We start from the raw sequence: 14,383 nt of genomic DNA on the forward strand, positions 1-14,383 counted from the left end.
ATCCGGTACCGCCAGAATAGGTGAACTGCTCAAACCATACTAGTTACTTAATGATGATGAGTTTAACCATAATTCAGAAAAATAAAAACAACACCAATGATTAACTGTAACTTAAGCAATAATAAAGCATTTTATTTTCTACCCCATAAAATTAACAACCATTTATCATTGAAAAAAGAGCCGCTAAGGGGTGGAGATATTCACACGAAAAATAAATATAATCTTTTCATTTAGATAGCGATTTTTTGCCGCCTCGCTCGCGGCGCATCGTGAGCGAAGCCTTTAATGCAAAGTACATTGTCAAATGAAACATATCCCAGTGCGCTCCCGCAGGGCCAAAAAAGGATCTTCGGCAAAAAAGGGCAAACATCAGCACAATTAGCTAATTCACGCCGTGGACCAAAAACGCTTTTTCCATGCCAGGGGTTGACTTTGAAACGGCTATCCAGTAACTCTAAAAGCATAACGATTTCATCTGGAGTTTGACGCAATGATTCGCACCACTCGCATCACCAGCCTACTACTACTAAACGCATGCCATTTGCGCGGTAGGCTGTTGGGCGACGTTCAGCGTTAAGTCATCTTCCAGCAAGACTATAAAACCCGCGCCTTGGCGCGGGTTTTTTTATGCTCGTCAACAAGGCGCCAGGACACAGACTAAGGATCCAAACCATGAGCCAGCAAGTCATTATTTTCGATACGACCTTACGTGATGGCGAACAAGCGTTACAGGCAAGCCTGAGTGTCAAAGAGAAGCTGCAGATCGCTCTGGCCCTCGAGCGCATGGGTGTTGACGTGATGGAAGTCGGTTTCCCGGTTTCTTCTCCGGGCGATTTTGAATCCGTGCAGACCATCGCGCGCACCATCAAAAACAGCCGCGTATGCGCTCTGGCGCGTTGCGTTGAGAAAGATATCGACGTGGCGGCGGAATCCTTAAAGGTGGCCGAAGCGTTCCGTATCCACACCTTCATCGCCACCTCGCCGATGCATATCGCCACCAAACTGCGCAGCACCCTGGATGAAGTCATTGAGCGAGCGGTTTATATGGTGAAGCGGGCGCGCAATTACACTAACGATGTCGAATTCTCCTGTGAAGACGCCGGCCGTACGCCAATAGCTGACCTGGCTCGCGTCGTGGAAGCAGCGATTAACGCTGGCGCCACCACCATAAATATTCCGGATACCGTCGGCTACACCATGCCGTTCGAGTACGCCAACATTATCAGCGGCCTGTATGAGCGCGTACCGAATATCGACAAAGCCATTATCTCCGTTCACACCCATGATGACCTGGGCATTGCCGTCGGCAACGCCCTCGCCGCGGTCCACGCCGGAGCTCGCCAGGTAGAAGGCGCGATGAACGGTATCGGCGAGCGCGCCGGCAACTGCGCGCTGGAAGAGGTCATCATGGCGATTAAAGTGCGCAAAGACATCATGAACGTGCACACCAATATCAACCACCATGAAATCTGGCGCACCAGCCAGACCGTCAGCCAGATCTGCAACATGCCGATCCCGGCGAACAAAGCCATCGTCGGCACCGGCGCCTTCGCCCACTCCTCCGGTATCCACCAGGACGGCGTGCTGAAGAACCGCGAAAACTACGAGATCATGACCCCGGAATCCATCGGTCTGAACCAGGTGCAGTTGAACCTGACCTCCCGTTCCGGCCGCGCGGCGGTGAAACACCGGATGGAAGAGATGGGCTACCAGGAGAGCGATTACAACCTGGATCATCTGTATGACGCGTTCCTGAAGCTGGCGGACAAAAAAGGACAGGTCTTCGATTACGATCTGGAAGCGCTGGCCTTTATCAACAAGCAGCAGGAAGAGCCAGAGCATTTCCGCCTGGATTACTTCAACGTTCAGTCCGGCTCCAGCGATATCGCCACCGCCTCGATCAAACTGGTCTGCGGGGATGAGATCAAAACTGAAGCCGCCAACGGCAACGGTCCGGTCGATGCTATCTACCAGGCGATTAACCGCGTCACCAATTACAACATTGAATTAGTGAAATATGGCTTAAGCGCGAAAGGCCACGGCAAAGACGCCCTGGGCCAGGTGGATATCGTCGTTGACTACAACGGCCGCCGTTTCCACGGCGTTGGTCTGGCAACGGATATCGTAGAGTCGTCAGCCAAAGCGATGGTTCATGTGCTGAACAACATCTGGCGCGCCGCCGAAGTCGAAAAAGAATTGCAACGCAAAGCTCAGAATAAAGAGAACAATAAGGAAACCGTGTAATGTCGAAGAATTACCATATTGCCGTTTTGCCGGGTGATGGCATTGGCCCGGAAGTGATGAACCAGGCGATGAAAGTACTGGAAGCCGTGCGCCAACGTTTTGCCATGCACATTACCACCAGCCAGTACGACGTCGGCGGCGCGGCCATCGACCGCCAGGGAACTCCCCTGCCGCAGGCGACGGTCGCCGGATGCGAGCAGGCGGACGCGATCCTGTTCGGCTCCGTTGGCGGCCCGAAGTGGGAACACCTGCCGCCCGCAGAACAGCCAGAGCGCGGCGCCCTGCTGCCGCTGCGTAAACACTTCAAACTGTTCAGCAACCTGCGCCCGGCCAAACTGTATCAGGGGCTGGAAGAGTTCTGCCCGCTGCGCGCCGACATCGCCGCCAACGGCTTCGACATTCTCTGCGTTCGCGAACTGACCGGCGGCATCTACTTCGGCCAGCCGAAAGGCCGCGAAGGCAGCGGTCAGCATGAGAAAGCTTTTGATACCGAGGTGTATCACCGCTTTGAAATCGAACGTATCGCGCGCATCGCTTTTGAATCTGCCCGTAAACGTCGTCACAAAGTGACCTCCATCGATAAAGCCAACGTTCTGCAGTCCTCTATTCTGTGGCGCGAAATCGTCAGTGAGATCGGCAAAGAGTATCCGGACGTTGAGCTGGCGCATATGTATATCGATAACGCCACCATGCAGCTGATTAAAGATCCGTCTCAGTTCGACGTGCTGCTGTGCTCCAACCTGTTCGGCGACATCCTCTCCGACGAGTGCGCAATGATCACCGGCTCGATGGGTATGCTGCCGTCCGCCAGCCTTAACGAACAAGGTTTCGGCCTGTACGAGCCTGCAGGCGGCTCGGCGCCGGATATCGCTGGCAAAAATATCGCTAACCCGATCGCGCAGATCCTCTCCCTGGCGCTGCTGCTGCGCTATAGCCTTGACGCTAACGAGGCGGCGAGCGCAATTGAAAGCGCGATTAACCGCGCTCTGGAGGAAGGGATTCGTACCGGCGACTTAGCGCGCGGCACGGCGGCGGTCAGCACTGATGAAATGGGCGATATCATTGCCCGCTATGTCGCAGAAGGGGTGTAATCATGGCGAAGACGTTATACGAAAAATTGTTTGATGCGCACGTGGTGTATGAGGCGCAAAACGAAACCCCGCTGTTGTATATCGACCGCCATCTGGTGCATGAAGTTACCTCCCCGCAGGCCTTTGACGGCCTGCGCGCCCACGGCCGCCAGGTGCGCCAGCCGGGTAAAACCTTCGCCACCATGGATCACAACGTCTCGACGCAGACCAAAGACATTAACGCGTCCGGCGAGATGGCCCGCATTCAGATGCAGGAGCTGATTAAGAACTGTAAAGAGTTCGGCGTTGAGCTGTACGACCTGAATCACCCGTACCAGGGCATCGTTCACGTAATGGGCCCGGAACAAGGGGTGACCTTGCCGGGGATGACCATTGTATGCGGCGACTCCCATACCGCCACCCACGGCGCGTTCGGCGCGCTGGCCTTCGGCATCGGCACTTCCGAAGTGGAACATGTGCTGGCGACCCAGACCCTGAAACAGGGTCGTGCGAAAACCATGAAAATCGAAGTGCAAGGCAAAGCGGCGCCGGGCATCACCGCCAAAGATATCGTGTTGGCGATCATTGGTAAAACCGGCAGCGCCGGCGGCACCGGCCACGTGGTGGAATTCTGCGGCGAAGCGATCCGCGATCTGAGCATGGAAGGTCGCATGACCCTGTGCAACATGGCGATCGAGATGGGCGCCAAAGCGGGCCTGGTCGCGCCGGATGAAACCACCTTCAATTACGTACGCGGCCGTCTGCACGCGCCGAAAGGCAAAGATTTTGACGATGCGGTGGCGTACTGGAAAACCCTGAAAACCGACGACGGCGCCACATTTGACACCGTGGTGACGCTGCAGGCGGCTGAGATTGCTCCGCAGGTGACCTGGGGCACCAACCCAGGCCAGGTGATTTCGGTCACCGATAATATCCCCGATCCTGCGTCATTCAGCGACCCGGTGGAACGCGCCAGCGCTGAGAAAGCGCTGGCCTATATGGGACTGAAATCCGGCATCCCGCTGACGGAAGTGGCTATCGATAAAGTGTTCATCGGCTCCTGTACCAACTCGCGTATCGAAGATTTGCGCGCCGCGGCGGAAATCGCCAAAGGGCGTAAAGTGGCGCCGGGCGTCCAGGCGTTGGTGGTACCAGGTTCCGGTCCGGTGAAAGCGCAAGCGGAAGCGGAAGGCCTGGATAAGATCTTTATCGAAGCCGGCTTTGAGTGGCGCTTACCGGGCTGCTCGATGTGTCTGGCGATGAACAACGACCGCCTGAACCCGGGCGAGCGCTGCGCCTCCACCAGCAACCGTAATTTTGAAGGCCGTCAGGGCCGCGGCGGACGCACGCACCTGGTGAGCCCGGCAATGGCCGCGGCGGCGGCTGTGACCGGCCATTTCGCCGATATCCGTAATCTGAAGTAAGGAGACCATCATGGCAGAGAAATTTACCCAACATACCGGCCTGGTGGTTCCGCTGGATGCTGCAAACGTCGATACCGACGCGATTATTCCCAAGCAGTTTCTGCAGAAAGTGACCCGCACCGGCTTTGGCGCGCACCTGTTCAACGACTGGCGCTTCCTCGATGATAAAGGTCAACAGCCGAACCCGGAGTTCGTGCTGAACTTTCCTGAGTACAAAGGCGCCTCTATCCTGCTGGCGCGGGAAAACTTCGGCTGCGGCTCCTCCCGCGAGCATGCGCCGTGGGCGCTGACCGATTACGGTTTTAAAGTCGTTATCGCCCCAAGCTTTGCCGATATTTTCTACGGCAACAGCTTCAACAACCAGCTGCTGCCGGTGACGCTGAGCGATGAGCAGGTCGACGAGCTGTTCAGACTGGTGCAGGCCAACCCGGGCATTACGTTTGAAGTGGACCTGGAAGCGCAGGTGGTGAAAGCGGGGGATAAAACCTACAGCTTTAAGATCGACGATTTCCGTCGCCACTGCATGCTTAATGGCCTGGATAGCATCGGCCTGACGCTGCAACATGAAGCGGCGATTTCCGACTATGAGCACAAGCTGCCGGCGTTTATGAATTAAGCTTCGCGCCCGGTCATTTGACCGGGCTTTTTAATTTATTGCGGCAGAAAATTGAGATCTCACGCACAAAAAACAATATTAATTCTTCGAACGTCAGCCCATGACGTTGGCCTGCCCCACGCGATAAAGACGAATGATTTCGCTTTCTTCCCCCTGACCTGCGCGGTTTATGTATTAACCCTTCACTGCAAGTAAAAATAAGGTATGAGTGTTTAATATAAAAATATAACAATGTGAAAGAAGCGTTAATCTCATAGAGAACCCCTATAGCTCACAGCAAAAAAAAACATTATTTTTCAATTTTTCCCCTCGCTATCTTTTTCCACAGAGAAATATTAACTAAGGACACGCCCGGGCCCCCGCATAGCGGCCTCCCGGCCTCCTGTGGAGAGAAGAGATGAGCCACTATCCGCACCTTTTCAGTCCGTTGACCATCAACGGCATGACGCTAAAAAACCGCATTATTATGCCCCCGATGGGCACCAATATGGCTACGCTCAATGGCGAGGTCTCGCAGGAACAGCTGGAATACTACGAACTGCGGGCCAAAGGCGGCACCGGTCTTATCACCATCGAAAATATCTGTATTGATTTCCCTTTCGCTTCCAACGGCACCACCCAGCTGCGCATCGATAACGATCAATATATTCCACGGCTGTTTAAATTAACCGAGGCCCTGCATAAACACGGCGCCTGCGTATCCATTCAGTTAAATCACGCTGGCGCTTCCGCTTATGCCTACCGCCTCGAGGGTCAGACACCGCTCTCCTCCTCGACGACGCCCTCGAAAAAGCACGGTAATATTCCGCGGCCAATGACCCATGAGGAAATTTATCACGCGGTGGAAAAATTCGGGGACGCCGCAGAGCGCGTTCGTCGCGCGGGTTTTGACTGCGTCGAAATTCATGCCGGCCACTCCTATTTAATTAGCCAGTTTTTATCGCCGTTATTTAACAAACGCACCGATGAATTTGGCGGCAGCGTCGAAAACCGCACTCGAATATTAGGTCTGATTGTCGATAAAGTTCGCGCCTGCGTCGGGCCACGTTTTCCGGTCAGCCTGCGCATCAGCGCCGACGACTTCCTCAAAGGCGGCAATACCCTCGAAGATTCCTTGCGCATCCTTGAGCTCTGTCAGGAGAAGGTCGATATCATCAACGTCTCGGCGGCGCAGAACGACAACCTGAATCTGCAAATCGACCAGATGTCGCTGGAGGATGGCTGGAAGCGTTACCTCTCCCGCGCGGTGCGCGATAAATTCCATAAGCCCACGGTCATCGCCGGCAATATCCGTACCCCGCAGGTGGCCGAGGATATCCTCGCCAGCGGCGATGCCGATCTCATTGCCATTGGTCGCGGTCTGATTGCCGAGCCGGAGTGGGTGCAGAAGGTGCAAAGCGGTAAAGAGCGCCTGATGCGCAAATGCATCTCCTGCAACATCGGCTGCGCCGACCATCGCATCGCCCGCTCGCGCCCGCTGCGCTGTTCAATTAACCCGGACATCATTCACGGCGATGCCTACAAAACGCGGCGCGTTAATCGCGAAACGAACGTGGTCGTCATCGGCGCCGGCACTGCCGGGATGGAGGCCGCGTGCACGGCGGCGGAAGTCGGTTGCCACACCTGGCTGCTGGAGGCGAAAAATCACGTCGGCGGTCTCGCCAGCGATATCGCCCGTCTGCCGGAGAAAAAACGCATCGCGGATTTCCCGCAGTTTATGAAAAACCGCATCGCCGCGCTGGACAACCTGATGCTGCAGGTCGGCAAACGGGCAGACGTGGCCTCGGTTTCCGCCCTGCGTCCACATCTGATCGTCAATGCCACCGGCTCAACCCCCCTGCTGCCGCCCATTGCTGGACTGCGGGAGAATATTGACGCCGCGGAAGGCAAAGTCTTCTCCATTACCGGCATGATCGACAATCTGGCGAAATTTACCCATGTCGAGGGCAAACGCATCGCCGTTGTCGGCGCGGGCGCCGTTGGCCTCGACGTCATCGAATACTTTACCGCTCGCGGCGCGCAGGCGGTCTTAATCGAAATGCAGGACGCCGCCGGTCGCGATCTCGACATCATTACCAAGAATGCCATGTTGACCATGCTCGACGAGCACCAGGTCGAACAGCACATGAATACGCAACTGATGGCGGTGGCTGCCGACCATTTCCAGGTGAAAAATACACAGCACACCTTCGATATCCCCTTCGACTACGGCTTTGTCTGTCTGGGGATGCGCGCCAACCGGACGGGTCTCGACGAGATCGAACGCTGGGCCAATGCCAATAACGTCAAAATCATGAATATCGGCGACAGCGTGATGGCGCGACGCATTATCGACGGCATCCGCGAAGGCCGCAACGTGCTGGACACCCTCGAAGACATGGGTGCGCTGGGCAGCCGCGAAGCACAACGAATTCCCTTTCTAACTTATTGAGGATTTTTGTCATGGCAGAACGTATTACTGGACACACTGAGCTGATTGGTCTGATAGCCACCCCGATTCGCCACAGCATGTCGCCCACCATGCACAACGAGGCTTTCGCCCATCTCGGGCTGGACTACGTCTACCTGGCTTTTGAAGTCGGTAATCAGGAGCTGAAAGACGTTGTGCAGGGCTTCCGGGCTTTGAAGCTGCGCGGCTTTAATGTCTCTATGCCGAACAAAACCGAGATTTGCCAGTATCTCGATAAGCTGTCGCCGGCGGCGCAGCTGGTCGGGGCGGTGAATACCGTGGTCAATGACGACGGCGTCCTGACCGGGCATATCACCGACGGCACCGGCTATATGCGCGCCCTTAGCGAAGCGGGTATCGATATCATTGGCAAGAAGATGACCGTGCTCGGTGCCGGCGGCGCGGCGACCGCACTCTGCGTCCAGGCGGCACTGGATGGCGTGAAGGCGATCTCCATCTTCAACCGTCGCGATAAATTCTTCGCCAACGCCGAAGAAACGGTCGCCAAGATCCGCAACAACACGCGCTGTGAGATCCATCTGTTCGATCTTGACGATCATGACAAACTGCGTGCCGAAATCGATAGCAGCGTGATCCTGACCAATGCCACCGGGGTCGGCATGAAGCCGTTCGAAGGCCAGATGCTGCTGCCGGACGACAGCTTCCTGCGTCCGGATCTGATCGTCTCCGACGTCGTATACAACCCGCGCAAAACCCACCTGCTGGAAGTGGCTGAGAAAAAAGGCTGCCGCACGCTAAACGGCCTCGGGATGATGCTGTGGCAAGGCGCGCGCGCGTTCGAAATCTGGACGGGTAAACAGATGCCGGTTGATTACATCAAAAGCATCCTGTTCTAAGGGGCAAGCGATGAAAAATAAATACGTCCCTACCGCGGCAGGGCTGTACCTCAACTACCTGATCCACGGCATGGGGGTGCTGTTAATCACCCTCAACATGGCCCATCTTCAGGAACAGTGGGGAACAGATAAAGCCGGCGTATCGATCGTTATCTCCTCGTTAGGTATTGGTAAGTTAGCGACCATCGTGACCGGATTTCTCTCGGATCGCTTCGGTCGCAAGCCCTTTATCTATCTTGGGATCCTGAGCTACCTGATCTTTTTCGTCGGCATTCTGCTGACCAAAAATATCTATCTGGCCTATGTCTTCGGCATTATGGCGGGCCTGGCGAACAGCTTCCTCGACTCCGGCACCTATCCGGCGCTGATGGAATCTTTCCCGCACTCCGCCAGCCGGGCCAACGTGCTGATCAAAGCCTTCGTTTCCGCCGGGCAGTTCCTGCTGCCGTTCATTATCAGCTTCCTGATCTGGGCGAATCTATGGTTCGGCTGGTCGTTCGTGATTGCGGCGGCGCTCTTTGTACTGAGCGGGATTTACCTGCTTAAAATGCCATTCCCTGACAGCCAGGCAGCGAAAAAAGAGGAATCTCCTGAGCCACAGGCGGAAACGTTCGCCCGTCCGCAGGCCAACAAACTGGATATGATGATCTTCACGCTGTACGGCTATATCGGCATGGCGACGTTCTATCTGGTCAGCCAGTGGCTGGCGCAGTACGGCCAGTTCGTGGTCGGGCTGCCCTATGCCTCGGCGATTAAGCTGCTCAGCATCTATACCGTTGGGTCGTTGGTCTGCGTCTTCGTGACTGCTGCCTTCGTCAAAGAGGTGTTCAGCTCTGCCGTCGCCATGATCATCTATACTGGCCTGTCGATGGTCTCGCTGCTGCTGGTGTGCCTGTTCCCGACGCCGATGATGGTTACCGGCTTCGCCTTTGTCATCGGCTTTGCCGCCGCGGGCGGAGTGCTACAGCTGGGAGCGACGATCATGGCGATGAGCTTCCCGAACGGGAAAGGCAAGGCAACCGGGATCTTCTACACCGCCGGCAGTATCGCCAGCTTCACGATCCCGCTGATCACCGCCAAACTTTCGCAGATCAGTATTGCCAGCATTATGTGGTTTGATTTTGCGATCGCCGTGATCGGCTTTGTGATCGCCCTGTACATCGGCTATCGTCAACTGCAGGCTCGGGCGACGCAAAAAGTATCACGCACCGCAGTCACCGCCTGAGGTTCAACGCGAATAATAATGGATGCCTACATGACAAATGCAGTTACCGTAAAGAACATCACCTTCCAGGAAGGGGAAACCTTAATTTGTGTACCGCTGATCGGCAAAACGCTGGATGAAATACTGGGTAACGCCCACGGCCTGGTCGACGCCGGCGCCGATATCATCGAATGGCGCGTTGATCACTTTACGCAGGTCAGAGAGATGGCCCAGGTGATGGCCGCGCTGGCGGAAATCCGTGGTGCGCTGAAAGCCCTGCCGTTGCTGTTCACCTTCCGCAGCAAGAAAGAAGGCGGCGAGACCGAGCTCAGCGACGATGCCTACTTCGCGCTCAACCGCGAAGCGGCGCGCAGTGGACTGGTTGATGTCATCGATGTCGAGCTGTTCAATGATGAAGCGCAGATCCGCGCGCTGGTTGACGATGCGCATGCCGCGGGCGTCAAAGTGATCATGAGTAACCATGATTTTCATAAAACCCCCGCCCAGGAAGAAATCATCTATCGCCTGCGCCGCATGCAGGATCTGGGTGCCGATCTGCCGAAGATCGCGGTGATGCCGCAATCGCCGCAGGACGTTCTGACCCTGCTCGCCGCCACGCTGACCATGAAAGAGAAGTATGCCACCCGCCCGCTGATCACCATGTCGATGGGAAAATCAGGCGGCGTCAGTCGGGTGACCGGGCGTCTTTTTGGCTCAGCCATGACCTTCGGTACCGTGGGTCAAGCTTCCGCGCCGGGACAGATCGCCATCAATAAGCTGCGTGAAGTGATGGATATTCTCTCCTGATAACCCCTTAGCCCGGAGGACCTCTCCGGGCTATTCGCTAACAGATCTTCTGGCTGTCGTGGATGACCACATTTTTAAACGACTGCAGCGCCGGGGAAAGTCCCCGGTCTTTCATGGTCGCCAGATAGATATAGCGCGGAGGGAGGGTGTTTTTAATCTTCAGGATATGGACGTTGTAATGGGAGAGCGCCGAGATCCGCGGCATGATCGCGATCCCGTAGTCAATGCTGACCAGCCCGGCCATCGCGGTATCCTCTTCCACGTAGCAGGCAATCTCCGGCACCAGCTTTTGCTGCATAAATACATTATCGATAAACGGACGTAAGCCGCTATTTTCTGAAAAATAGATATAGGGATAATGAATCGTCTCCACGAGGTCGACTTCATGTTCATACAGCCGGGCCAGCGGATGATCCCTGGCGGTCACCACCACCAGCTCCTGCTGAATAACCGGAATAAAATCGATATCGGGCTCATCGGCAATATAAGAGCAGATCGCCAGATCGACTTTTCCCGCTTTCAGCTCCTGCAACAGCGTCAGCGAGGTCCCTTGAGTAAAAGAAAAAGTCACATTGTGAAACTCAGGTGAAAGAGAATATTTATTAATTAACTGCGGAACAACATATTCGCCCATCGTGTAAATAAAGGCGATACGAATGTTTTCTTTATTTTCAGCGCCGTTTTTTTGCAAAACTGTGCGGCCATTTTCCAGTGAGGCCAGGGCATCTTCGACATACGGCAGAAAACGCTTGCCGTTTTGCGTAATTTTAACGTTCCGTCCCTGTCTGGCGAACAGTGCGACCCCTAACTCCTTCTCCAACTCTGATATCGCATGGCTTAGCGAAGGCTGAGTGATGCACAGACTGGAGGCCGCTTCGGTATAATGTTCAGTTTCAGACAGACGTTTAAAATAATAAAGTTGCTTTAGGTTCATTATTTTTGCCCGTATAATATAAGAATAAATCCACTGATGCTAATATACCATGCAAGCCACCAATAATGCGCATGAGCGGGTAAATATCGGCGGTGTATCAAATATTATTTTCTGAAGCGTATGAATGTGCCACAAAGCGTTGCCATTCATAGATACTACCTATAGTTCCCGGAGATATTTTTGCATATACAAATATATGCAAAAATATTTTAAACTTTAAAGGATCTCGCTATGAGTATGTCAAACTCTCAGGAAGTCCTCACTTCCTCATCAGGGACGAAAAAAAGAAGCCGCGTTCGGATAGTTATTTTACTGCTGTTGTCCGTCGGAACGATGATCAATTATCTCGACCGCACCATCCTCGGTATCGTTGCCCCACAGTTAACCCAGGAAATTCATATCGATCCGGCGATGATGGGCATCATTTTCTCCGCCTTTGCCTGGACCTATGCCCTGGCGCAGATCCCCGGCGGCATGTTTTTAGACCGCTTCGGCAACAAACTGACCTATGCCCTGTCAATTTTCTTCTGGTCGCTGTTTACCCTGCTGCAAAGTTTCACCCTCGGGCTTAAATCTCTGCTGCTTCTGCGCCTGGGACTTGGCGTCAGTGAAGCGCCCTGCTTCCCGGCCAACAGCCGCATCGTCAGCACCTGGTTCCCGCAGCATGAGCGCGCACGGGCGACGGCAACATATACGGTTGGTGAATATATAGGACTGGCGGCCTTCTCACCGCTGTTATTTTTAATCCTCGAACATCACGGCTGGAGAACGCTTTTTTTCCTCACCGGAGGATTAGGTATTTTATTTACTTTGGTGTGGTGGCGTTTTTATCACGAACCCCATGAATCGCGCACGGCTAATCAAGCGGAGCTGGATTATATCGGCGCAAACGGTATTAACAATAAAATCCAGAACGTTCCATTTAACTGGCGTGACGCCAGGCGCCTGCTGGGCTGTCGCCAGATCCTCGGCGCCAGTCTGGGTCAGTTTGCGGGCAACACCACGTTGGTGTTTTTCCTGACGTGGTTTCCCAGCTATCTGGCCAACGAGCGCCATCTTCCCTGGCTGCACGTTGGCTTCTTCGCCACCTGGCCGTTTCTCGCCGCCGCCATCGGCATCCTCTTCGGCGGCTGGATCTCGGACCGACTGCTGAAGCGAACCGGCTCCGTCAATATCAGTCGGAAGTTACCAATAATTTCCGGATTATTACTCTCCAGCTGTATTATTGCGGCGAACTGGGTGAGCGCCAACAGCACCGTTATTATTATTATGTCAGTGGCATTTTTTGGTCAGGGAATGGTTGGTCTGGGCTGGACGTTAATTTCTGATATTGCCCCGGAAAATATGGCAGGCCTGACCGGCGGGATATTTAATTTCTGCGCTAATATGGCGTCGATTATAGCCCCACTGATAATTGGCGTGATTATCTCCGCAACGGGTAACTTCTTTTACGCACTGATCTACGTCGGCCTGACGGCGCTGATCGGCGTGATTGCCTACATTTTTATCATCGGCGACATCAAGCGAATCGAACTGAAGTAAAGACGGCGGCCCCGGCGAATTGCACGCCGGGGCGAAGAGGACGGTCAGATATCTTTCACCTTGCTGGTTAAAAACAGCGTCACCAGCGAAATCGCGGCGATCGTCCAGTAGACGCTGGCGTGGCCATAGCTCTGCGACAGCGCCCCCTGCATCACGCCGGCGAGGATCACGCCAGTGGAAATACTGTTGGTAAACAGGGTGGTCGCCGCCCCCGCGCGTCCCGGCATTAAATCCTGGAACCACAGCATGCCGATCCCGGCGATTATGCCGATAAAAATGGCGTTGAACAGCTGCAGGGCCAGCAGCGCCGTTCGGGCATGAAACAGGATCAGCCCCAGATAAAACAGCACACCGGCCGCCACCGCCGCTACCATCATTTTACGTTTACCAAAGCGCTTCACGTAGTAGCCGGCGAGGATCATCGCCGGAATCTCCAGGCCGGCGGCGGTGCCCATCAGGATCCCGGCCAGACTGTCGGGAAGCCCGAGATCGCTGCTGATCCACAGCGGCATATCAATGATATACATGGTGTTGCAGGTCCACATCAGGGTGGAGGCGATAAACAGCATCCGCACATTCTTGTCCTGCCAGCCGCCGGCCTGCGCCAGCGCCTCCGCCTCTTCCGAGGGCTGTTCCACGCGCGGAACCGAGGGCAGTTTGACCGCAATCAGCGCCAGGCTGATCGCAAAGATGCCCGCCGCAATAGAGAACATGGTGGTAAAGCCATAGTTGAGCGCCAGCATAAAGGCCAGCGGCGGGCCAATCACCCACGCCAGAGACAGCTGGGCACGCATGACCGAGCTGAACATCACCACTTCCCGCGCCGAGCTGTCGGCATATTCCCGCGCCAGGGCAAAGAGCTGCGGCATGGCGGCGTTAGCGATGGATGCCAGCATCACCCCACAGGTGATCAGCGTCAGATAGTGGCGGTTGAAGGCAAACAGCAGCGCATTGCCTACCGCCATCAGACAGCAGAACATAATTAACCGCCGCCGGTCGCCGCGGCTATCGGAGCGCTTGGCCAGCGCCAGACTCACCAGGATCCCGGCTATCGCATTCACGGTGTAGAACAGGCCCACCCAGAACGGCTGCGCCCCCACTTCGCGGCTGAGAAACAAACTCAACGTCGGCGCCTGCAATGCGCCCGCCACGCCCATCATAAAAGCAACCAGCATAAAGGCGGCATAGACGCCGTTTAGCCGTCGTCCCATCGTCATCAACCACAGCATGAAATGT

General features: G+C 55.1%; 12 protein-coding genes. 10 read left to right on the top strand and 2 right to left on the bottom strand.

Annotation, left to right across the window (positions count from 1 at the left end):
* The first annotated feature begins 490 nt into the window (after window positions 1-490).
* From leuL to aroD, 9 genes are all read left to right on the top strand, one after another.
* Entirely contained in the window at window positions 491-577 is an 87-nt protein-coding gene (leuL, locus tag ACLH1I_RS15130) for a leu operon leader peptide (RefSeq protein WP_017901192.1), read from the top strand.
* A 95-nt stretch (window positions 578-672) separates the two neighbouring features.
* On the top strand, window positions 673-2,244 hold the full coding sequence (leuA, locus tag ACLH1I_RS15135) for a 2-isopropylmalate synthase (RefSeq protein ID WP_004204323.1): 1,572 nt from the start codon (window positions 673-675) through the stop codon (window positions 2,242-2,244).
* Window positions 2,244-3,335, top strand: a complete 1,092-nt coding sequence (leuB, locus tag ACLH1I_RS15140) for a 3-isopropylmalate dehydrogenase (RefSeq protein WP_117263583.1) — start codon at window positions 2,244-2,246, stop codon at window positions 3,333-3,335. The genes leuA and leuB overlap by 1 nt, the downstream gene beginning before the upstream one ends.
* 2 nt (window positions 3,336-3,337) lie before the next feature.
* The gene (leuC, locus tag ACLH1I_RS15145; RefSeq protein WP_004177417.1) at window positions 3,338-4,738 is read left to right on the top strand and encodes a 3-isopropylmalate dehydratase large subunit; all 1,401 of its coding nucleotides are present in this window, start codon (window positions 3,338-3,340) and stop codon (window positions 4,736-4,738) included.
* 10 nt (window positions 4,739-4,748) lie between these two features.
* Complete coding sequence (leuD, locus tag ACLH1I_RS15150; RefSeq protein ID WP_004204321.1) at window positions 4,749-5,354, top strand: 3-isopropylmalate dehydratase small subunit; 606 nt, start codon at window positions 4,749-4,751, stop codon at window positions 5,352-5,354.
* A 397-nt stretch (window positions 5,355-5,751) separates the two neighbouring features.
* Complete coding sequence (locus tag ACLH1I_RS15155) at window positions 5,752-7,785, top strand: FAD-dependent oxidoreductase (protein WP_151629143.1); 2,034 nt, start codon at window positions 5,752-5,754, stop codon at window positions 7,783-7,785.
* A gap of 11 nt (window positions 7,786-7,796) precedes the next feature.
* Complete coding sequence (locus ACLH1I_RS15160) at window positions 7,797-8,660, top strand: shikimate dehydrogenase (RefSeq protein ID WP_017901194.1); 864 nt, start codon at window positions 7,797-7,799, stop codon at window positions 8,658-8,660.
* Between the two features lie 10 nt (window positions 8,661-8,670).
* Window positions 8,671-9,885 (top strand): MFS transporter, encoded by a 1,215-nt coding sequence (locus ACLH1I_RS15165; RefSeq protein WP_048322985.1) that lies wholly within the window; start codon window positions 8,671-8,673, stop codon window positions 9,883-9,885.
* 30 nt (window positions 9,886-9,915) lie between these two features.
* Window positions 9,916-10,671, top strand: a complete 756-nt coding sequence (aroD, locus tag ACLH1I_RS15170; RefSeq protein ID WP_048322983.1) for a type I 3-dehydroquinate dehydratase — start codon at window positions 9,916-9,918, stop codon at window positions 10,669-10,671.
* A gap of 37 nt (window positions 10,672-10,708) precedes the next feature.
* Here aroD and ACLH1I_RS15175 read toward each other — a convergent pair whose 3' ends face one another.
* Window positions 10,709-11,605 carry a LysR family transcriptional regulator gene (locus tag ACLH1I_RS15175; RefSeq protein ID WP_004204315.1) on the bottom strand — a complete coding sequence of 299 codons (897 nt, stop codon included), beginning with the start codon at window positions 11,603-11,605 and terminating at the stop codon, window positions 10,709-10,711.
* Between the two features lie 231 nt (window positions 11,606-11,836).
* On the opposite strand from ACLH1I_RS15175, the gene ACLH1I_RS15180 reads away from it, so the two are divergent.
* Window positions 11,837-13,147 (top strand): MFS transporter, encoded by a 1,311-nt coding sequence (locus ACLH1I_RS15180; RefSeq protein WP_004204313.1) that lies wholly within the window; start codon window positions 11,837-11,839, stop codon window positions 13,145-13,147.
* A gap of 44 nt (window positions 13,148-13,191) precedes the next feature.
* On the opposite strand, the gene ACLH1I_RS15185 is transcribed toward ACLH1I_RS15180, so the two are convergent.
* A complete protein-coding gene (locus tag ACLH1I_RS15185) occupies window positions 13,192-14,376 on the bottom strand; it encodes a sugar efflux transporter (protein WP_004204311.1) in 1,185 nt (394 codons plus the stop codon).
* Between the last annotated feature and the right edge of the window lie 7 nt (window positions 14,377-14,383).

Origin of the sequence: Klebsiella sp. 1SOBk10mer (assembly GCF_046602535.1) — a bacterium.
Classification (GTDB): Bacteria; Pseudomonadota; Gammaproteobacteria; order Enterobacterales; family Enterobacteriaceae; genus Klebsiella; species Klebsiella quasipneumoniae.

What these genes read in the sequence shown, in the direction of transcription:
- leuL (WP_017901192.1), top strand. Translation starts at nt 491, where the DNA reads ATGATTCGCACCACTCGCATCACCAGCCTACTACTACTAAACGCATGC.
- leuA (WP_004204323.1), top strand. Translation starts at nt 673, where the DNA reads ATGAGCCAGCAAGTCATTATTTTCGATACGACCTTACGTGATGGCGAA.
- leuB (WP_117263583.1), top strand. Translation starts at nt 2,244, where the DNA reads ATGTCGAAGAATTACCATATTGCCGTTTTGCCGGGTGATGGCATTGGC.
- leuC (WP_004177417.1), top strand. Translation starts at nt 3,338, where the DNA reads ATGGCGAAGACGTTATACGAAAAATTGTTTGATGCGCACGTGGTGTAT.
- leuD (WP_004204321.1), top strand. Translation starts at nt 4,749, where the DNA reads ATGGCAGAGAAATTTACCCAACATACCGGCCTGGTGGTTCCGCTGGAT.
- ACLH1I_RS15155 (WP_151629143.1), top strand. Translation starts at nt 5,752, where the DNA reads ATGAGCCACTATCCGCACCTTTTCAGTCCGTTGACCATCAACGGCATG.
- ACLH1I_RS15160 (WP_017901194.1), top strand. Translation starts at nt 7,797, where the DNA reads ATGGCAGAACGTATTACTGGACACACTGAGCTGATTGGTCTGATAGCC.
- ACLH1I_RS15165 (WP_048322985.1), top strand. Translation starts at nt 8,671, where the DNA reads ATGAAAAATAAATACGTCCCTACCGCGGCAGGGCTGTACCTCAACTAC.
- aroD (WP_048322983.1), top strand. Translation starts at nt 9,916, where the DNA reads ATGACAAATGCAGTTACCGTAAAGAACATCACCTTCCAGGAAGGGGAA.
- ACLH1I_RS15175 (WP_004204315.1), bottom strand. Translation starts at nt 11,605, where the DNA reads ATGAACCTAAAGCAACTTTATTATTTTAAACGTCTGTCTGAAACTGAA.
- ACLH1I_RS15180 (WP_004204313.1), top strand. Translation starts at nt 11,837, where the DNA reads ATGAGTATGTCAAACTCTCAGGAAGTCCTCACTTCCTCATCAGGGACG.
- ACLH1I_RS15185 (WP_004204311.1), bottom strand. Translation starts at nt 14,376, where the DNA reads ATGCTGTGGTTGATGACGATGGGACGACGGCTAAACGGCGTCTATGCC.